The sequence below is a fragment of the Mesorhizobium sp. WSM3224 genome, assembly GCF_000427725.1.
GTDB lineage: Bacteria > Pseudomonadota > Alphaproteobacteria > Rhizobiales > Rhizobiaceae > Mesorhizobium.
Genome location: NZ_ATYO01000043.1, coordinates 1 through 22,442 on the forward strand (window position 1 = coordinate 1; position 22,442 = coordinate 22,442).

Annotated in this window: 20 protein-coding genes; 17 read left to right on the plus strand and 3 right to left on the minus strand. The window is 61.5% G+C overall.

Translation table 11 applies throughout. From position 1 onward, the window contains the following. A partial coding sequence (gene groEL, locus YU3_RS0132415; protein ID WP_027170081.1) for a chaperonin GroEL occupies window positions 1-837 on the plus strand: 837 nt, incomplete at its 5' end. A 276-nt stretch (window positions 838-1,113) separates the two neighbouring features. Here groEL and panB read toward each other — a convergent pair. Next, the gene (gene panB, locus YU3_RS0132420) at window positions 1,114-1,962 is read right to left on the minus strand and encodes a 3-methyl-2-oxobutanoate hydroxymethyltransferase (RefSeq protein ID WP_027170082.1); all 849 of its coding nucleotides are present in this window, start codon (window positions 1,960-1,962) and stop codon (window positions 1,114-1,116) included. Between the two features lie 462 nt (window positions 1,963-2,424). Between panB and YU3_RS0132425 the strand changes: the two genes are divergently transcribed. From YU3_RS0132425 to YU3_RS0132500, 16 genes are all read left to right on the plus strand, one after another. Further along, window positions 2,425-3,387: a membrane protein gene (locus YU3_RS0132425; RefSeq protein WP_027170083.1), complete on the plus strand. Its 963-nt coding sequence runs from the start codon at window positions 2,425-2,427 to the stop codon at window positions 3,385-3,387. Window positions 3,388-3,451: 64 nt separating this feature from the next. Further along, window positions 3,452-4,426: a quinolinate synthase NadA gene (nadA, locus tag YU3_RS0132430; RefSeq protein ID WP_027170084.1), complete on the plus strand. Its 975-nt coding sequence runs from the start codon at window positions 3,452-3,454 to the stop codon at window positions 4,424-4,426. After that, window positions 4,423-5,964 (plus strand): L-aspartate oxidase, encoded by a 1,542-nt coding sequence (locus tag YU3_RS0132435; protein WP_027170085.1) that lies wholly within the window; start codon window positions 4,423-4,425, stop codon window positions 5,962-5,964. The genes nadA and YU3_RS0132435 overlap by 4 nt, the downstream gene beginning before the upstream one ends. Window position 5,965: 1 nt before the next feature. Beyond that, on the plus strand, window positions 5,966-6,850 hold the full coding sequence (gene nadC / locus YU3_RS0132440; protein ID WP_027170086.1) for a carboxylating nicotinate-nucleotide diphosphorylase: 885 nt from the start codon (window positions 5,966-5,968) through the stop codon (window positions 6,848-6,850). Between the two features lie 53 nt (window positions 6,851-6,903). Continuing rightward, a complete protein-coding gene (gene panD / locus YU3_RS0132445; RefSeq protein ID WP_027170087.1) occupies window positions 6,904-7,356 on the plus strand; it encodes an aspartate 1-decarboxylase in 453 nt (150 codons plus the stop codon). 75 nt (window positions 7,357-7,431) lie between these two features. Beyond that, window positions 7,432-8,430, plus strand: a complete 999-nt coding sequence (bioB, locus tag YU3_RS0132450) for a biotin synthase BioB (RefSeq protein WP_027170088.1) — start codon at window positions 7,432-7,434, stop codon at window positions 8,428-8,430. Then, window positions 8,427-9,569: an 8-amino-7-oxononanoate synthase gene (locus YU3_RS0132455; RefSeq protein WP_027170089.1), complete on the plus strand. Its 1,143-nt coding sequence runs from the start codon at window positions 8,427-8,429 to the stop codon at window positions 9,567-9,569. The genes bioB and YU3_RS0132455 overlap by 4 nt, the downstream gene beginning before the upstream one ends. Beyond that, a complete protein-coding gene (gene bioD / locus YU3_RS0132460; protein ID WP_036260071.1) occupies window positions 9,566-10,204 on the plus strand; it encodes a dethiobiotin synthase in 639 nt (212 codons plus the stop codon). The genes YU3_RS0132455 and bioD overlap by 4 nt, the downstream gene beginning before the upstream one ends. Beyond that, window positions 10,201-11,463, plus strand: coding sequence for an adenosylmethionine--8-amino-7-oxononanoate transaminase (locus YU3_RS0132465; RefSeq protein WP_027170091.1), 1,263 nt, complete (start codon window positions 10,201-10,203; stop codon window positions 11,461-11,463). Before bioD ends, YU3_RS0132465 begins: the two co-directional genes overlap by 4 nt. Further along, complete coding sequence (locus YU3_RS0132470; RefSeq protein WP_027170092.1) at window positions 11,460-12,443, plus strand: beta-ketoacyl-ACP synthase III; 984 nt, start codon at window positions 11,460-11,462, stop codon at window positions 12,441-12,443. The genes YU3_RS0132465 and YU3_RS0132470 overlap by 4 nt, the downstream gene beginning before the upstream one ends. A 180-nt stretch (window positions 12,444-12,623) precedes the next feature. After that, on the plus strand, window positions 12,624-14,081 hold the full coding sequence (locus YU3_RS0132475; RefSeq protein ID WP_198021757.1) for an NAD-dependent succinate-semialdehyde dehydrogenase: 1,458 nt from the start codon (window positions 12,624-12,626) through the stop codon (window positions 14,079-14,081). A 297-nt stretch (window positions 14,082-14,378) separates the two neighbouring features. Beyond that, window positions 14,379-15,098 carry a winged helix-turn-helix domain-containing protein gene (locus YU3_RS0132480; RefSeq protein ID WP_027170094.1) on the plus strand — a complete coding sequence of 240 codons (720 nt, stop codon included), beginning with the start codon at window positions 14,379-14,381 and terminating at the stop codon, window positions 15,096-15,098. 1,481 nt (window positions 15,099-16,579) lie between these two features. Further along, window positions 16,580-17,284 (plus strand): Crp/Fnr family transcriptional regulator, encoded by a 705-nt coding sequence (locus YU3_RS0132485; protein WP_027170095.1) that lies wholly within the window; start codon window positions 16,580-16,582, stop codon window positions 17,282-17,284. 577 nt (window positions 17,285-17,861) lie between these two features. Further along, window positions 17,862-18,548 carry a response regulator transcription factor gene (locus YU3_RS0132490; RefSeq protein ID WP_027170096.1) on the plus strand — a complete coding sequence of 229 codons (687 nt, stop codon included), beginning with the start codon at window positions 17,862-17,864 and terminating at the stop codon, window positions 18,546-18,548. A 135-nt stretch (window positions 18,549-18,683) separates the two neighbouring features. After that, window positions 18,684-20,039: a type II and III secretion system protein family protein gene (locus tag YU3_RS0132495; protein WP_084508460.1), complete on the plus strand. Its 1,356-nt coding sequence runs from the start codon at window positions 18,684-18,686 to the stop codon at window positions 20,037-20,039. A 10-nt stretch (window positions 20,040-20,049) separates the two neighbouring features. Beyond that, window positions 20,050-20,616, plus strand: coding sequence for a CpaD family pilus assembly lipoprotein (locus YU3_RS0132500; RefSeq protein WP_027170098.1), 567 nt, complete (start codon window positions 20,050-20,052; stop codon window positions 20,614-20,616). A 45-nt stretch (window positions 20,617-20,661) separates the two neighbouring features. Here the strand turns inward: YU3_RS0132500 and YU3_RS41015 are convergent, their stop codons facing one another. After that, the gene (locus YU3_RS41015; protein ID WP_198021758.1) at window positions 20,662-20,934 is read right to left on the minus strand and encodes a hypothetical protein; all 273 of its coding nucleotides are present in this window, start codon (window positions 20,932-20,934) and stop codon (window positions 20,662-20,664) included. A gap of 460 nt (window positions 20,935-21,394) precedes the next feature. Continuing rightward, a partial coding sequence (locus YU3_RS0132510) for a Ulp1 family isopeptidase (RefSeq protein WP_027170100.1) occupies window positions 21,395-22,442 on the minus strand: 1,048 nt, incomplete at its 5' end.

The window sequence follows — 22,442 nt, forward strand, 5'->3', positions numbered from 1 at the left end:
CCGGGCTTCGGTGATCGCCGCAAGGCCATGCTGGAAGACATCGCCATCCTCACCGGTGGCCAGGTCATCTCGGAAGACCTCGGCATCAAGCTCGAGAATGTCGGCCTCAACATGCTCGGCCGCGCCAAGAAGGTGTCGATCTCCAAGGAGAACACCACCATCGTCGACGGCGCCGGCAAGAAGGCCGAGATCCAGGGCCGCGTTGCCCAGATCAAGCAGCAGATCGAGGAGACCACCTCGGACTACGACAAGGAGAAGCTGCAGGAACGTCTGGCGAAGCTCGCCGGCGGCGTTGCCGTGATCCGCGTCGGCGGTGCGACGGAAGTCGAAGTCAAGGAAAAGAAGGATCGCGTCGATGACGCCCTCAACGCGACCCGCGCGGCCGTGGAAGAAGGCATCGTTGCCGGCGGCGGCGTCGCGCTGCTGCGCGCTTCGCTGAGCATCAACGCCACCGGCGTCAACGCCGACCAGGCTGCCGGCATCAACATCGTTCGTCGTGCACTGCAGGCTCCGGCTCGTCAGATCGCGGCCAACGCTGGTGCCGAAGCTTCGATCGTTGCCGGCAAGATCCTCGAGAACAAGGGCGCGACTTTCGGCTACAACGCCCAGACCGGCGAATATGGCGACATGATCGCCATGGGTATCGTCGATCCGGTCAAGGTTGTGCGCACGGCCCTCCAGGACGCGGCCTCGGTCGCCGGCCTGCTCGTCACCACCGAAGCCATGATCGCCGAAGCTCCGAAGAAGGACTCTGGCGCCGGCGGCATGCCTGGCGGCATGGGCGGCGGCGGCATGGGCGGCGGCGGTATGGGCGGCATGGGCGGCATGGATTTCTAAGAGACGAATGACCCCGAAACGTTGCAGATTTTTCGGACAAGATCATTCGCAAAGAGAAGTTCAAGCACGCCCATCAACTAATATTGCTCAAGCCCGCAACCGGGCTTGAGTGGCGGCATGGATTTCTAAGAAGTCCATAAAGCACGCGTAACTTCGCAAATCTCACAAGAAGGGCGGCAGCGAAGCCGCCCTTTTTACGCGAGCACCTGAAACCCAGCCAAAGCGGGTGCGCAACAGTTCTGAGCTGCGCAGCGCGCTGAGTGCTTATGCCACTTGTCACCGCCTCGGCTGGCCGACGTCGACGTCCTTAGGAGCTTCGCTAAAAACATGCTCGACAGCAGGAAAGCGTCGCTGGCGTACCTCGGTCGCATAGGTCGCGATCGCGACGTCAGCGTCCTGAGCAAGCTCGGTGTAGCGCTTGACGAAGCTCGGCCGGAATGAGGTGAACAGCCCAAGCATGTCCTCGGTCACAAGGATTTGCCCATCACAGGCGGGCGATGCGCCGATGCCAATGGTGGGGATGGTGATCTCTGCCGTGACCCGTTGCGCCAGGTGTTCCGGGACTTTCTCCAATACAACGCAAAAAGCACCGGCGTCCGCGACCGCGGTGGCGTCGCTCCTGATTCTGTCGGCGTCCTCTCCCCGCCCCTGAACGCGATAGCCGCCGAACATATTCACCGCTTGCGGTGTCAGGCCGACATGGGCCATGACCGGGATGCCGCGGGTGGTCAAGAAGCGGACGGTGGGAGCCATAGTCTCGCCGCCCTCCAGCTTCACGGCCGCGCATCCGGTTTCGGCCATTATCCGTGCCGCATGGCGAAAAGCCTGCTCTGGCCCCTCTTCATACGAGCCGAACGGCATATCAATAACAAGCAGCGCACGCTCCACCCCACGCCGCACCGCCTTGCCGTGCATAATCATCATGTCCAGGGTGACGCCGAGCGTCGAGGGCAAGCCGTGCAGCACCATACCGACGCTGTCGCCGACGAGAACGAGGTCACAGTGCCGGTCGACGAGCTTTGCCATCGGCGTGGTGTAGGCGGTCAAGCAGACCAGCGGGGTTCGCCCCTTCTGTAAGCGAACCATGGGCGGTGTGATGGTCTTTGTTTCACCGGCCACGCTCAATGGCTTCTCCTTCCGCACCGTTACCCCAACCGCTGGGCGCGTTTGCCACAATTTGGTGCGGTTGCGAAGAGCCAAGTGGCGGTGCCCTTTGGTGTTGATTGAAAGATCGGCGGTCTACGCTCGCAGGTCACAAGCGCCCTCAAAAAGCGCACGAAGGCAGGCAGCCAAGACTCTTTTCAACAATGGATTTGTACGGGCCTGGACAGACTGTAGACCCCTGGCGGGCAGATCAACCCGACGGACAAGCGGGTTGACAGGCACCGTTTCGCAGGCGCGCGCATGGCAGCCCTTCCCTTACGTTACACACCATGGGCGTCGCGAATGGCATATTTTTGTCCAGATAAGAAGAGCTAGAACGGCGGATAACCGTGGCGATGTTGACGCGCGCAAAGTCTTGGTACACCTTGTATTTAAATCGATTATAGACCGTTTGATTACGGTAGCTCGGACAATTCCGGAACCATGCACGACCACGCAAAAGGAAACAGGAAAGGCAGAGCCGGACGCAAGGCCAACGACGTCAAGGCTGACCTGATCGCTGTCGTGGTAGCAGTGATCAATCGCGATCCTTGCGTCCTTACCATCGGGCTGGAAGCCGTGCTGCCGTCGGGCCCGTTCGAACTTGCTCATCGCTCGCTGCAGTCGGGCGTTCGCGTGTGGGTGGAACAACGGACCGGTCAGCCCCTCGGCTACATCGAGCAGCTCTACACGTTTGCCGACCGCGACCGCATCGGCGCCGACGAGCGCGCGATCTCGATCAGCTATCTCGCACTTACCCGTGAAGAAGATGCGACAAGCTCGACGAGACGCTGCTGGGGGACTTGGTACGACTATTTCCCCTGGGAGGACCACCGCTCCGGAACTCCTGCGATGGTGGGGGACGTGTTGCGCCCGCGCCTGTTTGATTGGGCCCACAATGCTGCCGACAGCGCTACACGCCTTGAACGTCGGCGACGAGCGGGGGTTGCCTTCGGCTTCGACGACAGGGCATGGAACGAAGAGCTCGCATTGCAGCGCTACGAGTTGCTCTACGAAGCGGGTCTCGTGGAAGAGGCCACGCGCGATCACGGTTCGACGGCGCTCGTCTCAGTGCCGGGCAGACCAATGATTGCCGATCATCGCCGCATTCTGGCGACAGGCATTGCGCGCTTGCGCTCCAAGATCAAATACCGGCCCGTCGTATTCGAGCTGATGCCGCCAGTCTTCACTCTGCTGCAGCTGCAACGGACCGTGGAAGCCCTCGCCGGCAGGCTCATCAACAAGCCGAACTTCCGCCGGCTGGTCGAACAGCAAGAGTTGGTCGAAGAGACTGGCGAGACATCTGTCGAAACGGGCGGCCGCCCGGCAAAGCTTTATCGCTTCCGCCATGCCGTCCTCGATGAATCGATCGCGGCCGGGACAAAATTGCCGCTGGCACGGGGTTGACAGGCTTATAGTCAACGTAGACATATACCCCTTATAATCACATGGAATATAATCGGAGGCGCCGATGACCGGGGCGATACCTGCGGCGGCGTCGCTATACGAGCGTGTTCGGCGCGTAATCCCGCCGATCGAGTGGCCGGCTTTCACCGATGACATCGACGCCATTCTCGCGCTTAAGCGCGAGCGCAACGCCGTGATCCTGGCCCACAACTATCAGACGCCCGAGATTTTCCACTGCGTAGCCGACATCGTCGGCGACAGCCTGGCGCTCGCCCGCAAGGCAATGGCAATCGACGCCGATATTATTGTGCTTGCCGGTGTGCATTTCATGGCCGAGACGGCGAAGCTCCTCAATCCCCACAAGACGGTGCTCATCCCGGACGTCGCCGCCGGCTGCTCGCTGGCTGACTCGATCACGCCCGCAGACGTGCGGCTGCTTCGCCAGCGTTACCCGGGTGTTCCAGTCGTCACCTATGTCAACACCTGCGCCACGGTGAAGGCCGAGTCCGACATCTGCTGCACCTCGGGCAACGCGCTGGCGGTGGTCGAGTCGCTCGGCGCGCCGCGGGTGATCATGCTGCCCGACGAATATCTGGCGAGGAACATCGCAGCGCAAACAAGGGTCGACATCATCGCCTGGAAAGGCCATTGCGAGGTGCATGAGCGCTTCACACCGGGCGACATCCGCGAGTTGCGCGAGGCCCATCCGGGGCTCACCGTGCTTGCACACCCCGAATGCCCGCCGAACGTGGTCGCCGAGGCTGACTTCGCCGGCTCGACGGCGGCCATGTCCGAGTATGTTGGACGCATCAAGCCCGCCCGGGTCGTGCTGATGACCGAATGCTCGATGAGCGACAATGTCGCCGTCGAGCATCCAGAGGTCGAATTCATCCGTCCCTGCAATCTCTGCCCGCACATGAAGCGCATCACGCTGGCCAATATCCGCAGCGCACTGGAGCAGAACCGCCATGTGGTGACGATCGAAGCGCAGATTGCGGATCGGGCTCGCCAGGCCGTGGAGCGCATGCTAGCCATATGAGCTCCGATGTGCACGACATTGGCGGCGTGCCGGTCATCATCGGCGCTGGCGTTGCCGGCCTTATGACGGCGCTTCACTTGGCGCCGCAGCCGGTCGTGCTTCTATCCAGAACACCACTTGGAACCGAAGCCTCCACTACACTTGCCCAGGGCGGGGTGGCGGCGAGCCTCGGCGCCGACGATAGCCCCGAACTGCACCTGGCCGACACGCTTGCCGCCGGCGATGGGCTTTGCGACGAAGCGATCGCCAGGCGTGTCGTCGAGGCTCTACCCTCAGCCATCGACAGCCTCGTCCGTCTAGGTGCTCCTTTCGACCGCACATTGGATGGAGCCCTGCGGCTCGGGCTTGAGGCCGCGCATTCGCGCCCCCGGATCGTGCACGCTGCCGGCGACGCTACCGGCCGTGAGTTGCTCCACGTGCTGGTCGCAGCAGTGCGGCGGACACGGTCGATTACGATCATGGAAGGCATGGATGCGCTGCGCCTGATCGTAGCGGCCGGTGGGCTGGTGGGCGTGGTGGCCGCCCGACAGAACGGTGTCGTCGCGTTGCCGACGCGCCGCGTCGTGCTCGCGACCGGCGGAATCGGCGGTCTGTTTTGCGATACGACGAACCCGCTTGCCTCGTTCGGGCATGGCCTGGCGCTTGCTGCCTGTGCCGGGGCAGAGCTTGCCGATCTCGAATTCGTGCAGTTCCATCCGACCGCGCTCGATACTGCACGACGGCCAATGCCCCTGGTCAGCGAAGCGGTGCGAGGCGAAGGCGCGGTGCTCGTCGACAAGCAGGGCCGGCGCTTCCTCGCCGGCGTGCCTGGCGGCGAGCTTGCATCACGTGATGTGGTCGCGCGCGCGGTGTGCGCTCAGCTTGAGACCGGAAATCGTGTGTTCCTCGACGCTCGGCAATGCCTCGGCCCGAAATTCTCAAAACGCTTCCCGGTGATCGAGGCGGCTTGCCGGCAGGCAGGCATCGATCCTGCCGTTGAGCCGATCCCGGTCCGACCGGCGGCGCATTATCACATGGGGGGCGTGGCCGTGGATGCCGAAGGCCATAGCTCCGTTACCGGTTTGTGGGCGTGTGGCGAGGTGGCATGCACCGGGCTGCATGGCGCCAATCGGCTCGCCAGCAACTCGCTGGCCGAGGCGGTCGCGACAGCGGTCTGGGTGGCTGAGAGCGTCGCCGGCACTTGCGCTGGCTGGCAGTGGCCAAGGCTTCCCGCGATCGTGCCGATGCGGCCGGACCCTTCATCTGTACGACGGATCGCCTCCGATGCGCTTGGTATTATCCGCAACGGAAAGGCGCTACGCCAGGCCGTCACGACATTGCTGCCGCTCGCCGTCGGCGCGACGGCCGCGGCCGATCCAGCATTGGTGGCAATGTTGATTGCCATCGCCGCACTTCGGCGTGAAGAGAGCCGCGGCTCGCATTACCGGTCCGATTTCCCCAGGCGCCAAGCCGCCGCCGCCGCGTCACGGCTGACACTCTGCACGGCATTCGAGAGTGCGGTCGCGGTGAGCTGGCGTGCCTCGGAACGGAGCTCCTGACATGGTGTCGTTCTCGCCTCTTCCCTCGATCATTATCGAACCGATCGTGCGCAATGCGCTTCTGGAAGATTTGGGCAAAGCTGGCGACATCACCAGTGATGCAATTATCCCTCTCGATCATAAAGCCACGCTTGCGCTCAAGGCGCGCGAGGTGGGCATCGTTGCCGGGCTCGATCTGGCAGCGTTCGCCTTCATGCTTGTCGACCCCTCGATCGATATGCACATCTGGCGCCCCGACGGCTGCGATGTCGCCGCCGGCGAAACCATCGCACGGCTGTGCGGGCCGGCGCGCAGCCTGCTGGCGGCAGAGCGCACGGCGCTTAACTTCCTCTGCCGCATGAGCGGCATTGCAACCGCCACAGCGGCGATGGTGGAGGCGGTGCGCGGCCACAAGGCCAGAATCGCGTGCACGCGAAAGACGACGCCCGGATTGCGGGCGCTGGAGAAATACGCGGTTCGCGTCGGCGGCGGCGCCAATCACCGCTTCGGGCTCGACGACGCCGTGCTCATCAAGGACAACCACATCGCGATCGCTGGCGACATTGGCACAGCCATAGAACGCGCGCGCGCCGCCGCCGGACATATGGTGAAGATCGAGGTCGAGGTCGACACGCTTGAACAGCTCGAAACCGCGCTCGCGCTGAGCATCGACGCGGTTCTACTCGATAATATGTCGCTCGAAGATCTTGCCCGCGCGGTGGCAATGGTTGGGGGCCGAGTCATCACCGAGGCCTCCGGTCGAGTGACGCCGAGAACGGCTCCGGCGATTGCCGCGACGGGCGTTGACCTCATCTCGGTCGGCTGGCTCACGCACAGTGCTCCGATCCTCGACATCGGACTTGATGCGTCCATCGATGGCAATTGCCGTCACAAGCATCTGAATTGAAGGCGTCGGTGCGATGCGGGAACAGGAACCGTAAGGTTATATTGGAGGAATGGATGCGCAAGATCGTCGCCGGCAAGCTGCACGGCATATACGTCACCGAAGCCAATCTCGACTACCACGGCTCGATCACACTCGACCCCGACCATTGCGAGGAAGCAGGCATCCTGCCGATGGAATTCGTCGACATCTGGAACAAGAATTCGGGCGCACGGATCTCGACCTATGTGATCTTGGGCGAGCGCGGATCGCGCTGCTGCATCCTCAATGGGGCCGCGGCGCGCACCTGCCAGCCTGGAGATCAGGTCATCATATGCAACTCGGTTTATGTAAACGAGGCAGAGTTGACCGCGCTGAAGCCGCGCGTTGTGACCTTCGACATGGACAATCACATCGTTGATCGACTGACCTATTCGGTCGGGCGCAACGCAGAGGGCGGCTATAGCTTTTCCATCCTCGATGAAGCCCGCAACGCCCTGCCCGTACCAGCGCTGGTGGGCAGATCATAGCGGACGAGGTTGGCCGGCCAAGATTTCCGGCTGAACGGGGACTCGCAGCGAAAGCTTTTTTGAAAGGGAGGTGGAATGAACAGCGACTTGTACCCGGATGCTGCCGCAAGCTCATTCGACGGTGTGTTCCAGCAATGGTCCCGCGAGGCGGCTGAGGCTATCCACGACCTCCCCTTCAACGACCTGCTGTTCCTGGCCCAGACCATCCATCGCCAGAATTTCGATCGAAACCAGGTACAGCTGTCGCGCCTGCTCTCTATCAAGACCGGCGGCTGCCCCGAGGATTGCGGCTACTGCAGCCAGTCCGCGCATCATCAGTCTGGCCTCAAGGCCTCGAAGCTGATGGAGGTTGAGCGCGTCATCGTCGAGGCCAGAAAGGCACGGGATGCCGGCGCCACACGCTATTGCATGGGGGCCGCCTGGCACAGCCCAAAGGCACGCGGCATGGACGCCGTCGTCGCCATGATCGAGGGTGTGAAGGCTCTCGGCATGGAGACCTGCATGACACTGGGCATGCTCGACCTCGACCAGGCGCACCGGCTTAAGGAGGCCGGCCTCGACTACTACAACCACAACATCGACACTTCCGAACGATACTATAGAGAGATTATCTCGACCCGGGCCTTTGCTGACCGGCTGGACACGCTCACCAATGTCCGTACGGCCGGCATTAATGTCTGTTGCGGCGGCATTGTCGGCATGGGGGAGGAGAAGGCCGACCGTATCGACATGCTGGTGATGCTCGCCAACCTGCCCGAACCGCCCGAGAGCGTGCCGATCAACATGCTGATCCCGATCCCCGGCACGCCGCTGGCCGGAGCGTCCCCGATCGAGCCGATCGAGTTCGTGCGCGTCATCGCACTCGCCCGCGTCCTGATGCCGAAGTCCGATGTGCGCCTATCCGCAGGCCGCACGGCGATGAGCGACGAGATGCAGGCGCTGTGCTTCTTTGCCGGCGCCAACTCCATCTTCGTCGGTGACACCTTGCTGACTGCCGAAAATCCCGAAGAAGACAAGGACAGTGCCCTGTTGCGCCGGCTTGGCATCAAACCGGTTGCACGGGAAGCTCTGTGAGCGGGCGAGCCTTGCTCGACCGCTACAAGGCGACCTTGAGCGGGCTGGCCCGCAAGGACCGGTTGCGGACCTTGAGCACCCGCTCAGGGCTCGACTTCGCCTCCAACGACTATCTCGGCCTGGCGCGCTCGCCGCGCTTGGCGGAGGCGGTCTCGGTAGCACTCGCAGCCGGCACGCCTCTCGGTGCGACCGGCTCACGGCTGTTACGCGGCAACGATCCCGAACACGAGACGCTCGAAGCCAAGGCTGCAGATTTCTTCGGCGCCGAGCGCGCGCTGTTTTTCGGCAGCGGCTACGTCGGCAACTTCGCGGTGCTCACAACCTTGCCTCAGAAGGGCGACCTGATCGTGCTGGACGAACTCGTCCATGCCAGCGCTCATGAGGGCGCGCGGGCCGGCCGCGCTGATGTCGTGGAAGCTGCGCATAACGATGCGGGCGCCGTGGACGATGCCATTGTCGCCTGGCGAGTCATGGGTGGGACCGGCCGTCCCTGGATCGTGGTCGAGACCCTCTACAGCATGGATGGCGACCGGGCTCCGCTCGGTGAACTGATCGCGGTCGCGGACCGTCACGATGCCTTCCTGTTCGTCGACGAGGCACACGCCACGGGTGTCTACGGCCCGAATGGGCGCGGCCTCGCGCACGATCTCGAAGGCCGCGACAACGTCGTGGTGCTGCATACGTGCGGCAAGGCGCTGGGCGCATCAGGCGCGCTGGTCACCGCGCCTGGGGTCCTGTGCGATTATCTCGTCAATCGCTGCCGTCCCTTCGTCTACGCCACCGCGCCCTCCCCGCTGATGGCGGTGGCGGCGGCAACCGCACTCGACATCGTCGCGGACGAACCCGACCGCCGTGAGCGGCTGGCCGGCCTGGTCGCGCTTGCGGCCAAGCGGGCCGAGGCGCTGGGCCTCGCAGCCAGTGGTTCGCAGATCCTGCCAATCGTCGTTGGCGACAACGCCAGCGCCATGGCGCTGGCGCAGAAGTTGCAGGCGCGCGGGTTCGACGTGCGGGGTATCCGTCCGCCAACCGTGCCCGAGGGGACGGCAAGGCTGCGGGTCTCGCTCACTTTGAATGTCGGTGAGGCGGGCGTTTCGGCGCTGTTCGATGCGCTAGCGCAAGAATGGGAGTACGCGCCGTGACAGTGCAGATCGTTGTCACCGGTACCGACACCGGCATCGGCAAGACGGTGTTCGCGGCCGGGCTGACCGGCCTGCTTGACGGTATTTACTGGAAGCCGGTGCAGTCGGGCACCTGCGAAGAAACCGACAGCGAAATTGTCGCCCTGCTCGCCGGATTGTCTGGCGATCGTGTGCTGCCCGAGGCCTGGCGCCTGCGCCAGCCGCTGTCGCCACATCTTGCCGCCAAGTTGGACGGCGTGGAGATCGATGCACAGGCGCTTGTCCTGCCAACGACCAGCCGGCCGCTCGTTGTCGAAGGCGCTGGCGGGCTTCTGGTGCCGCTCAACAGCCGCGCCTTTTACATCGACGTCTTCGCGCGATGGAACGCACCGGTGGTGCTCTGCGCCCGCACCACGCTCGGCACCATCAATCACACGCTACTCTCGATCGAGGCTTTGCGCAGCCGCTCCATACCGCTTCTCGGGGTGGTGTTCATCGGCGACAGGGTGGTCGATACGCAGAAAACGATCACCGATATGGGCAAGGTTCGCGTGCTTGGCCGTCTGCCGCGTTTGGAATCCCTGACGCCCAGCACGCTGTCCGACGCCATGCAGACCTCATTCAGCGCCGCCGATTTCATGAGGACCCGGCCATGAGCTCCGCTGTCTGGCATCCCTTCACCCAACATGCCACCGAGCCGGTGCCGCCGACCATCGTGCGCACCGAGGGCGCCTATGTCGAAACCCGCGACGGCAACCGCATACTCGATGCGATCTCGTCCTGGTGGGTCATCACGCACGGCCATCGCCATCCAAAGATCGTGGCGGCGATCCGACACGCCACCGAGACGCTCGACCAGGTGATCTTTGCCGGCCTCAGCCACGAGCCAGCCGAGCAATTGGCCTCGGCCCTGGTCGACATGACGCCGAGGGGCCTCGATTGGGTCTTCTATTCCGATAGCGGTTCGACCAGCGTCGAGGTTGCGCTCAAGATGGCGCTCGGCTTTCACCGCAACAATGGCTTCCCCCGCTCGCGCATCGTTGTCGTCGAGGACAGCTATCACGGTGACACCATCGGCACGATGAGCGTCGGCGCCCGTGGTGTCTTCAACGCCGCCTACGAGCCCTTACTGTTCGAGGTCGACATCATCCCCTTCCCCGCCGTTGGACGCGAACAGGAGACGCTCGATCGTTTCGAGGCCGTCACCCGCGACCGCCGCGCAGCCGCATTGATCATCGAGCCGCTGGTGCTCGGTGCCGGCGGCATGCTGATGTATCCGGCATGGGTTGTCACCGAGCTCAAGCGCATTGCCGAGCGATCGGGCACGCTGTTCATCGCCGACGAAGTCATGACCGGCTGGGGCCGAACCGGCACTATGTTCGCCTGCGAGCAGGCACGGATCGCGCCCGACATCTTGTGCACCTCCAAGGGGCTGACGGGCGGCTCGTTGCCGCTTGCGGCGACGCTTGCCACCGATCCGATCTTTCGCGCGCACTTTTCCACTGACCGGTCCAGGACCTTCTTTCATTCGAGCTCTTACACGGCCAACCCGATCGCTTGCGCAGCTGCACTCGCGAGTGTCGCCATCTGGAACGATGAGCCTGTGGCGGAGCGCGTGGCCACCCTGTCGAGGATGCAGAAAGACAAGATCGCGCGGTTCAGCGGGGATCCGCGTTTCAACAACGTGCGCACGACCGGTACGATTGCCGCGCTTGACCTCAGCGTCGGCAATGCCGGCTATCTCGCCGAGGTCGGTCCAAGACTGCGCGCCTTCTTGCTCGAGCGCGGGTTGCTGGTGAGACCGCTCGGCAATGTCATCTACGTGCTGCCACCCTATTGCGTGACATCGGGCGAACTCGACCGGCTTTACGATGCAATCGACGAGGCGGGCGAGCTTGCGAGCGACGGCCGATGAACCGCACGGCGCACATCATAGGCCTTGGCCATCACGTGCCAGCGCGCAAGGTTGGCAATGCCGAGATCGAGGCGAGCCTAGGGCTGGAAGGAGGCTGGATCGAGGGGCGCACGGGAGTCCGGTCACGCTTCTGGGCAGAACCGGACGACACGCTCTCTGGCCTGGCGACACAAGCAGGCGACATGGCGTTGAAGGCAGCTGGCATCGATCGCAAGGACATCGGTCTGCTTTTGCTCGCCACTTCGACGCCGGATCACCTCCTGCCACCCAGCGCGCCATTGGTGGCCCACAGGCTCGGCCTCGAAAGTGCCGGCGCGGTCGATCTTGCCGGTGCCTGCGCGGGGTTCATCTATGCGCTGACCTTTGCCGACGGCTTTGTCCGCCTGCACAACAGGCCAGCCACCGTCATCGCCGCCAACATCTTGAGCCGTCGGATCAATCCGGCCGAGCGTGCAAGTGCCGTGCTGTTCGCCGATGCCGCGGGTGCGGTGGTGCTCGCCCCTTCCAGGAATCCTGGTCATGGCATACTCGGCGCCTCGCTTGCCTCGGATGGCTCCTCTTATGGCCTGATCCATATCCCGGCGGGCGGCAGCAACCTTCCCTTCTCCGACGAGATCGACATCGCCGAAACCCGCATGACCATTGCGAATGGCCGAGAGGTCTTCGTCAAGGCCGTCGAGATGATGGGCCGCTGTTCCAGGCAGGCGCTGGAGGCGGCCGACCTTTTGGCACCAGCTATCGCCCGTTTCGTGCCGCACCAGGCAAATGCCCGCATCTTCGACGCGGTCGGCAAGTCGCTCGGCTTCGAGGATGAGCGCATCGTCAAAACCATCGCAGACCATGGCAACTCGTCAGCCGCAACAATCCCGCTGTCGCTGTCAATCTCGCAGGGCGCCAATCCCATCTTGCCAGGCGAGAAATTGCTGCTGGCGGCGGCCGGTGCCGGGCTGACCGGCGGAGCGCTGGTGGTTGGCTTTTAACGCGGCGGACCGCCCACGACCCACTACAACGCGGAGGTCAACAAGGTGTGATTTCATCTTTAGGCTCGCCGCCCACCACGCCTTCTTGCCGCAGTAGGCAGCTTTTTCGTAGCGCTGAGGGACGATGATGGTAGGTCTCACCCGTTGAGAAGGAATCCGATATTGCCGCTGCACCCGCCTATGACCCGCCACCTGAAATCCCGCGAGCTGTTTGGTGCGATCGACCAGACGCCATCGCTTGGAACGCCGGATAACGGACATGTATTTGAGGTCTTTAATCCATCGACCGGCGAATTGCTGGCAGAGCTTCCCGACATGGGCGTCCGGGAAACGCGTATGGCGATCGAAAAAGCCTATGAGGCGCAACCTGCATGGGCTGCGTTGACGGCTCGAGAGCGCAGCGACATGCTCTGGCGCTGGCACCAGTTGATCGTTGACAACGCAGACGACCTCGCTGCAATTCTCACCGCCGAGATGGGCAAGCCGCTTGCCGAAGCCAAATCGGAGATCTCGCATGCGGCCGCGTACCTGCAATGGTACGCCGAGGAGGCCAATCGCGTCTACGGCGAGACGATCCCCGCACCATCAACAGACCGCCGGATGTTCGTGATCAAGCAGCCGATCGGCGTTGTTGGCGCGATCACGCCCTGGAACTTCCCGGCCTCGATGGTGGCGCGCAAGATTTCGCCGGCCCTGGCCGCGGGCTGCACAATCGTGCTCAAGCCTGCCGAACAGACGCCCCTTGTAGCGGGTGCAATGTTTGCTCTTGCCCATCAGGCTGGTTTTCCCAGAGGCGTGGTCAACCTGATCTACGCTTCCGAAGGCGAGAGGGTCGGCCGCGAACTCTGCTCCAATCCCAAGGTCCGCAAAATCAGCTTTACCGGCTCGACCGAGGTCGGCCGGCTGCTCATGCGTCAGTGTTCGGACCAGATCAAGAAAGTCAGCCTTGAGCTCGGCGGCAACGCGCCGTTCATCGTCTTTGACGATGCCGACCTCGATGCCGCAGTGGATGGTGCGATCCAGGNGAAGTTCCGCAATGCCGGCCAGACTTGTGTTTCCGCGAACCGCCTTTATGTCCAGGCGCNCATTCATGATGCGTTTGTGATCAAATTCGTGGAAAAGGNCCTTCACCTTTCGGTTGGTGACGGTTTCGATCCGGGCGTGGCCATCGGTCCTCTGATCGACGGGCATGCCCTGGCCAAGATCGAATCCCATATAGCCGATGCCGTAGCAAAGGGCGGCACAATTCAATGCGGAGGTGAGCGCATCGGGAAAGCAGGCACGTTCTTCCAACCGACGGTCCTCACCGATATTTCCAGCGCGATGGCCCTCGCGCAAAAGGAGACGTTCGGGCCTTTGGCTCCGATCATTCGGTTCGAAGACGCGGATCGAGTCGTGCACGAGGCCAACGACACGATCTACGGGCTTGCGGCTTACTTTTATGCGTCAAATCTCATGCGCGTCTGGCGCGTGGCCGAGGCGCTCGAATATGGAATGGTCGGCATCAACACCGGGCGAATGTCCTCGGAAGCGGCCCCCTTCGGCGGCATCAAGCAATCCGGCATTGGGCGCGAGGGGTCGCGCCACGGGCTCGAGGATTATCTCGAAATGAAATACCTTTGTATGGGTGGCATCTGAGTGCGGCATAGCCGCATTCTACGATAGCATTCAGACCGCCGTTGCCGCTCTACGCCAAAGGCGACGCACACCTTTCAAGGACGTTGAGAGGCTGCCTTAGAAGCCGCGCGATCAAAATCGGTTTCTTAGATCAGCCTAAAAGTTACGGGGTCCAAGTTCCATCGGTTACAGCAGCAATCCTTCTGCCGCGCAACTTAGGCAGCCGCTGCACCTAACGCGCCCAAGCAGCGGACTGTTGAAAAAGCGAGTCGTGATCTGACCAGGAGCGACAAGGTGGGTCGCGAATGGAGGCGATACATGTGCGAGGCCTGCAAAACCGGAAGCGTCCTTGTGGTCGACGATGTGCTCGCGCTTATGCAGACCATGGAAGAATACGTGCGGTGCAGGAATTTGTCGATCAATGCGGCGGATGCGCACGCGGAAGGGTTAAAGAGCGACCATAAGCCAAAGTCCGGCGCTGTCATTGCCAAATCGGATTTCGGCAAGGACGACGGTCCTGAGTTCTGGCGTGATCTGCGCAAGCGCGGGGATTTCTCCATCGTCGTCATTGGGAATCGCCGGAGCGAGAGCGATAAAGTGATCCCGCTTGAATCCGATGCCGACGAGGCTCTGAGTAGGATGCGTGGGCTTATGGCGCGCATTCACTCTCTTGTTGGATCGGATTCTAGCGATCCCCTTGAAAACCAGCGAAGGACACAACCGGGAAAATGGCTTTTCGGGGGATGGGAGCTACGCTCGAAGACGCGCCAGCTCCGTGATCCTTCAGGCGCATTGGTACCCCTAACCCAGGGCGAATATGCACTTCTGGTTGCTTTCCTCGAGGCGGCAGAGCAGCCTGTATCGCGAGAGTACCTGCAACGGGCCACTCGCATCCACGGCGAGATTCTAGACCGCAGCATCGACGTTCAGATCTTGCGCTTGCGTCGGAAGCTCGAAGCTGACGCAAGCGCTCCGAAGTTGATAAAAACCAAACGTGGCATTGGCTATGTGTTCAATATCCCGGCTGAGCGGGCTTAGCGGCCGATGCCAGTCGGTCGGCTGGCCCACCGTGGTCAACTCAACGGCACAAGCATGCGAAAACAGAACGACGATGCTCATCAATTGACGGCGCCACAAACGCGTGAATCAATGCACCGCCGGGGCCAAGTGGCCGCTCGACTCCTCATGATCGCGTGAAATACCTGCTCACGATCAGATGAATTGATGGCTCGGTATCCAGTGACCGGCTGCTCGTACCAGAGAAATTCGCAAGCATCGGTCTCGACCGCGGCTCCCGGCTAAGGGGTTGCGGGAGCAGCATGGCCCGGGGGCTCATGCGGGGCCGCGTCGCCTTTCTGAACGCACCTGCTGCGGGTCGATGTGACCCAAGATCAATACCCCGTCGCGTGCGCGCGGTTATATCCATAGCGTGGATGGAATTCATATAAACAATGCATATTACTAATTTTAGAAATGCGGATATCAATGGGTCTTGACCGAAGCGGATCGCAACCATCACGCGCGGGAGAGAATGGCAACAGCACGTGTGAGACTGTCAGTGTTTGTCCGTCGCCATGATTTGCCATGAGCCGTTGCCAAAGCCTGCCAAGTCCGTGCGGCCCATATCGAGGCGCTGGTCATGACGAAGTCGGCAGAGCTACCAGAAGACCCCCTTGGTGGAAGTGGGTTGAGTAGTGTCGATTGCAATCGGTCGCGTGCTACTCCTTCCCCAAACGGGGCGGGAGCGGCAGGCAACGTGAGACTTACGACCCGGCGAAACCGGCCGGTTCGCACCGGCGGCGAGCTGCTGGCTCGAGTTCGCAACTCATGCCTTAGATCGGCCAGCCCGAATTCGCGTGCTCCCGGTGACTGTGTCCTGTGTCGTCACATGGCGCGCGGAGGCCGTCAGGAACCGCCCCCAAACTGCGACGTCGAGAGCTTCGTACCAGTTGCCAACATCTCCTGCCGGGCTCTCACGACCAAGTCCGATGAGAGAACCGGCTGACTGTGCCATGTCAGATCACGTTCAAGAGATTGCCACGGACCAGTCACTGGCTAGGATCGCACGCCAGGAGGAGCCGGGATCATCTGCTTTCACGGGCGCTTCGGCGGACAACTCACCGGTCCTTCTCGCAGAGGTGCGACCGCGCGGCATCAGTATCAGCTCTCTCTCGATCGCAGCGGCCGCCGGCCTCGATGTCGATGAGGTCATTCTTCCGGCATGGGATCGGGACCGGTGTAGGCAGGTTAGCAATAGTAGCGGCCGCCGGCCCGTTCGTGACAGCAGCCAGTCGAGGCAAAGTCCGGTCCGATCGCTGGCAAACGCGCTTGCGCCATTGAAAGAGCTCGCTCGAATAGACCCGGCCGCCTGCGCCAAGACAGAGGGCATGTGGCTAGCTCAGAACATCTTCTCCAGTGGCTGCTTTCGGCCGGCGGCAAACGGCGACGGCACTCAACCAGCGTGTCACCTCGGCCCGCGACATCGTCATAGGACCATTCATTTCCAAAAAGGAAACTATATGACCCAGGTCGATAGATGCGCCGCCTTCTGGCGTTCCTTTTCGCTTTTTCGAGACTTCGACGACAAGACCATCGCGGCGCTCGCGGCTATCTCAAGCTCTCGCAGATGGCCTCCAGAGACCGTCATCTTCCAGCGGGGCGATCAGGGCAACTATATGCTGGGAGTGATCTCCGGGCGTATCAAGATATCTCTCATCACACCCCAGGGCCGTGAGTTGGTCCTGCGACAACTCGAAGCCGGAGAGCTGTTCGGCGAAATGGCTATGCTAGACGATCAGCCTCGATCAGCCGACGCCACGGCGCAGGTCGCCTCTGAAGGTTTCGTCATCGCCAAGGGGCCATTTATGGAGCTTCTCAAGCTTTCGCCGGGGGCGGCCAGAGCGACGATCCGTCATCTCTGCTCACGATTGCGGGGTATGACCGAGCAGTTGGAAACCATCGCCCTCTATCACCTGAATTCCCGAGCGGCCCGTTTCCTCCTCACAACCCTGAGGCATATCCACGGCAATGAATTGCCAATAAGCGCGACTCTCAAACTGTCGCTCACGCAATCGGATATTGCAGGCATTTTGGGAGCAAGCCGGCCGAAGGTCAATCGGGCTATACTGGCGTTGGAAGAGGCCGGCGCCATAAGGCGCATCAACGGAACAATTGAATGCAACACGGACCGCTTGCAGTGGATCGCTGAAAGAGGCAACGATTAGGCTGGGCGTGAGACTGCCACGCACCAGAGAATAGCGAGATCGTAGTCGGTGCGATCGATCCATTCTGGAAGACATGACGATACCAGCGTCGTTCGATATGCGCGAGCGGCAAGTTCTCTGGCAGCGAACGCCAAGGCCCAGGGCAGTCGTTGCCTCACGAAATGGCTGCGATGTGCGGTGGCCTTCGAAGGTGAACCTCGCCAGGAAGCGGCTACGGATCTGCTTGAACACCGGCGCTCATGGAACAACTCGCCGAGCACGTCCGGCCTCCGGGCGAGTGCGCCGAATAATGACCGCGTTGACTTCGACGACTTCGACCGGCGCGACCAAGGTGATGGCCGCTGCGATGTCAAGCGGCCGTGCGACCACGGGCACTTCATCCCAATCGATCGCAGCACCGAACCGAGATGCTCCCTGACCGCCAATGAAATAATTTGTAACGCTACAAACGAAACCCGTTTTCGTTAGACAGCTGCGCCGAATGACTGGCACACAAGCCAGCGAATGCGGGAGCGAATATAGAATTCATTGACGGTGACGTGCCCAATTTACCGTTCTCCCCTGCTTATGAGATGAAATGCGAACGCTGCTCGTTGATCACCATACCGATCCTGCACGCGCGGTGCGCGGTGCGCTCGCGGATAGCGGTTTTGCCGTTGACGTGGCTTGTACTCTGGAAGAGGCGTCGAGTGCATTTCGANGCGCGAGCTACGAAATTCTCCTGCTGGAGTTGGCTTTGCCTGATGGCGACGGCTTGGAGTGGCTGAGGCAATTAAGGAGCGAGGGGCATTCAGTTCCTGCCGTCATGATGAGTTGCTTCAATGATTGTGAGAAGCGAATTGCCTCTTACAATGGTGGAGCGGACGATTTCCTGCTCAAGCCCGTCTCTCCTGTCGAGCTCATCGCCAGAATGAGAGCCCTTCAGCGCCGGGCAATACAGATGACCGACCCCATCCTTGTATTTGGCAATCTCAAGTTCGACCCGATCAGCCGAGAGGTTTCGGTTGCAGGGGATCCGCTGATAATAGCGCGCCGCGAGCTGTGTATTCTTGAGCAATTGCTCAACCGTGCAGGCCGCATCGTGCCGCGTGAGCAGCTTGAGGGCCACCTCTATTCTTTTAACGACGAGGTATCTACCAACGCGCTTGAAGTCGGAATCTATCGCTTACGTGGACATCTGAGTAGGTCAGGCGCAACGCTGCAGATCAAGACCGTGCGTGGCATCGGCTACATTCTTGAATTGCCTGGCGCGGCATCGACATGATTAGTCGCCTATGAAAGACACCCGGTCTTGAAAATAGTTCCAATTCGTCATGCTGAGCTCAACCGGCGGTCGAACCTTGTCGATGGCTCGAGAGCTACCGGTGGTCCCTACCTGGGCCCCCTCCTTTGCGCGCTGATGCTGTTATCTCCGCTTTCTGCCGCGGCCCAGGGCAACGGGGGTGAAGCGACGCCGCGTGCAGCTTCCAATAGCATCAACGCAACGCTGAGCCTTTCCTCTTCGCTCGGCAAGACAGTTAGCCTGCCCGCGCCAGCCGCGACCATCTTTGTTGCCGATCCCACGATCGCGGACTATCAGGCACCCTCAAACAAAACCATCTTCGTCTTTGGCAAGAAATCGGGGCGGACCACCCTATTCGCCTTGAATGACAAGGGTGAGGCTCTCGCCTCGTTGCAGATTGTCGTGACCCAACCGATCGGGGATCTGCGGGCGATGTTGAGGGATCAGGTCGGCGATTATCCTATCCGCGTCAAATATACTCCACGCGGCGCAATTCTTAGCGGTACAGCGCCCGATGCTGAGACCGTAGACGCTGCGAAAACGGTCACCGAGCAATTCCTCGGTGAGGGCGCGCAGGTCGTCAATAGAATTAAGGTCGCTGGGTCCCTGCAGGTGAATCTGAGTGTGCGCGTCGCTGAGGTCTCCCGTGGCGCCATGAAGGAACTTGGTATTAACCTGTCCGCCCTCGGTCAAATCGGCAATTTCAAAGTGGGTTTGTTAAGCGGCGGCGGCAGAGGTGCCGGCTCGGGTGCAGCTAATGGGGGTGGTACAGCGGAAATCGGATACGACGATGGCAACGTCAGCATCGGCGCGGTCCTCGACGCACTCGCCAAGGAGCACATTGCTTCCATCTTGGCTGAGCCCAATCTCACTGCGATGTCCGGCGAAACGGCCAGCTTCCTCGCCGGCGGCGAATTTCCCATCCCTGTGCCGCAGGAAAACGGGCAAGTCTCAATTGAATTTCGTCACTTCGGCGTCAGCCTGGAATTCTTACCCACCGTACTCAATAACAACCAGATCAATATTCGCGTAAAGCCGGAAGTCAGTGAACTCACGTCACAAGGTGCCGTTCAAATCAACGGCATTTCCGTGCCGGCAATTTCCACCCGCCGCGCCGACACAGTCGTCGAACTCGCCAGCGGGCAAAGCTTTGCGATCGGCGGGCTCATCAGACAGACCGTCAGCAATAACATCAGTGCTTTTCCCGGGCTCGGCCAGGTCCCGATCCTTGGCGCCCTGTTTCGTTCGTCCTCATTTCAAAAGGAGGAGTCGGAACTGGTTATTCTGGTTACACCTTACATCGTGAGACCAGGGTCTAGCCCCGACCAGATGAGCGCGCCCACGGACCGGATGGCGTCGCCTTCGGATGGAGGGAAGCCTCGATCGAATGTGCGGCGTCCGCCGGGAGGCCGGGCGGCTACGCACGCCGGCGCGCCAAGTGCCAAGAGCAGTGTCGGCTTTGTCATTGAATAGCTGTGGCCACATGACAGTGCGGATCAAAGTTCACCTGGTCGCCTTGATGGCAATCCTAGGTGGCTGCGCGAGCGCGCCGATCTATGCCGCGCCATCGACACCGGTGTATATCCGGCAGGAGAGCACCGTCCTGATCTTGGAAAGCCTTCGCGCTTCCGAACGGCAGCGCTTGCGTAATTTTCTTGAGAGGGCCAGCCGCGGTCGGCGCGATGCGCTTCATCTGCTGATCAGCGGGTCGCCTCGGCTCGGCGCAGAGGCAGTCCACCAGGCGAAGCAGATGGGCATCGACGCTAACAACATCCAGCTGTTGGACCAACACGACGGCCGCACGGCGAGAATAGAGGTGATTGTCTATCATGCGCGCCCTGCTGACTGTCCGTCGGTTTCCAGTCAGTTGCCCAGCGACGAATCCGTTGACCTGCCGCTTGGCTGTTCGACACGTCATAACCTCGCAGTAATGGTCAACGATCCGCGCGATTTGTTCGACAACAAGGCCGTCAAACCAAGCGATGGTGATCGTGCGGCCATACCAGTTGCCAAATACAGGACATTCACGGCCGAAAAAAGTGCAGAATGACCTGTTGGAACGTCAGGTCCATGGTCGAATTTGCGACAGGCCAACTTAAACGATGACCAGCCGTCCTTGTCGAAAATCGGAGTTGCCTACTTCGCTGGTGACATTCGGCAGCGTCAGCAGCACGAGACGGTTCTGAGTCTCTGCAGTCGCTTCGACAGACTGATGCTCGTTTGGCATGAACAGCACAAGCGCGTGTCGGGGAAGGACCGCTTTGTGAGTATCGGTGTGGCCGTTGGGATAGGGGTCTTGTTCAGTCTTAGACAAGCCCCCGCCATTGAGGGTTTTCATCGCATGCTTTCCATCAATGTCGCGCAGCACGCCGCGCCCAGCCGATAGGTCTTGTCGCCGAGGAAAATCTCGATCGCCTGATCCAGGCCCTGGCCGCGCTTCAGTGGACTCTAGTAGTCGCAGGGGCGACCACTTGTCGCTTCCAGATGCTCAAAGAGAGGGTCAAACGATCAAGCATGCGCCATGCTCCACCTTCCACAACTTGGTCATGTCGATAGCGTGTCCGGCAGCCTGCGAGACGCGACTGATATGCAGATGGTACCTTGCGGCGCAGATGTGCCCGGACACCCCGGGTATTGCTTGATAGAGGGCGCGCGCTGGATTTGAACTGCTCTTGTGTCCCTCACACGTCAGAGTGAAGTCGCATAGGCGTCGCTTGCGCTCTCAACGGCCGCGCGACGCAGTGACGCCAGTCACTTAGGCCGGATTACTTACCATCAGCGTCAAGCATTTGCGTCTGCCGCCGAACGTGCCGTTTCGAAAATCCCAATCAAAGCCTCCTCAATCGGTTTTGCAGCGCCTGCCGATCGGCGATGAGGCCGTCGAGGTGCAGCGGCTCGTGGTCTGGGCGCTGCCCATCCACCAATTGTTTAACCAGCGCCCGCGTGCCGTCCACGACAAAGACGCCGCAATCGTAATCGTTCGGCTGTCGAGGTATGCGGGCCGGCGCCAAGGTGGCACCAAGCCGTCGTGCCAGCTGTGTTGCAGGCGCGTTGTTGTATCTCCCCCGCTGGAGGGAATCGTAGTGATAGGCGACCGGTCTTTGCGGGTTGCGGCGATCGACCAGCAGCAGCGACCAATGGGTGCCGGCGCGAGTAGGCGTGCCATTGTTCACGGGCAGGAACAGGAAGTCGGCTGGGNTGTCGTTTCGATTATAGATGGACTGCAATGTGTCTTGCGCGTCTCGCAGCTCCATGTGGCGCAGGAGATGGGATACNGACGGATCCACCAGCCGTGTCCTGGCGGCGAGCGTTGGATCGATCCCCCGCAGTTGCTCCTCCAGGAGACCGTAATCCCTCAGGATATGGGGGTCGCTCAGCCACTCGGTGGCCCCGAGCACCGACCCCGCCGGGACANTGGACGAGGCGGGCCTGCCGATCCGAGCATCGGAGGAGGGGCTCAGGGGCGCAGTCAGATCAACCAGTGGAAGACCGTGGTAGGTGTCTGGCGGCCGAGCTGTGACTGGCAACGCGGATTGCAGAGTCTTGGCCGGTGCCGCTGGCTCAGCTTCACTCATCGGCGAAAGTCGACCGCGGAGGATGTGCTGAACGTCATCGGCTCCTGCCGGCTTCAAGGCGGCGGCGGACCCTGTCCCCTGCATCAAGGGCTGCGGCTGCATGTCGCCGAGCATCTGCCCCCGGTGCGGACGCACCGGTGCGGACTGAGCATCATCACGCAAGTCGGACGGCGTGGGCGCATTCAGGTCGACAAAAGACCGAAGGTCGCCGAAGGTGTCTGAGCGAGCCCCGGTGGAGTGTGCCGGTGCAAAGTGCGCATCATCACGCAATTCGGACGGTGTGGGCGCATTCAGGTCGACA

Bases quoted from the DNA above. Each gene is read 5' to 3' on its own strand.
- YU3_RS0132500 (WP_027170098.1), top strand. From the start codon at position 20,050: ATGACAGTGCGGATCAAAGTTCACCTGGTCGCCTTGATGGCAATCCTA.
- YU3_RS0132435 (WP_027170085.1), top strand. From the start codon at position 4,423: ATGAGCTCCGATGTGCACGACATTGGCGGCGTGCCGGTCATCATCGGC.
- YU3_RS0132425 (WP_027170083.1), top strand. From the start codon at position 2,425: ATGCACGACCACGCAAAAGGAAACAGGAAAGGCAGAGCCGGACGCAAG.
- nadA (WP_027170084.1), top strand. From the start codon at position 3,452: ATGACCGGGGCGATACCTGCGGCGGCGTCGCTATACGAGCGTGTTCGG.
- YU3_RS0132485 (WP_027170095.1), top strand. From the start codon at position 16,580: ATGACCCAGGTCGATAGATGCGCCGCCTTCTGGCGTTCCTTTTCGCTT.
- YU3_RS0132495 (WP_084508460.1), top strand. From the start codon at position 18,684: ATGCTGTTATCTCCGCTTTCTGCCGCGGCCCAGGGCAACGGGGGTGAA.
- YU3_RS0132480 (WP_027170094.1), top strand. From the start codon at position 14,379: ATGTGCGAGGCCTGCAAAACCGGAAGCGTCCTTGTGGTCGACGATGTG.
- YU3_RS0132465 (WP_027170091.1), top strand. From the start codon at position 10,201: ATGAGCTCCGCTGTCTGGCATCCCTTCACCCAACATGCCACCGAGCCG.
- bioB (WP_027170088.1), top strand. From the start codon at position 7,432: ATGAACAGCGACTTGTACCCGGATGCTGCCGCAAGCTCATTCGACGGT.
- nadC (WP_027170086.1), top strand. From the start codon at position 5,966: ATGGTGTCGTTCTCGCCTCTTCCCTCGATCATTATCGAACCGATCGTG.
- YU3_RS0132470 (WP_027170092.1), top strand. From the start codon at position 11,460: ATGAACCGCACGGCGCACATCATAGGCCTTGGCCATCACGTGCCAGCG.
- panD (WP_027170087.1), top strand. From the start codon at position 6,904: ATGCGCAAGATCGTCGCCGGCAAGCTGCACGGCATATACGTCACCGAA.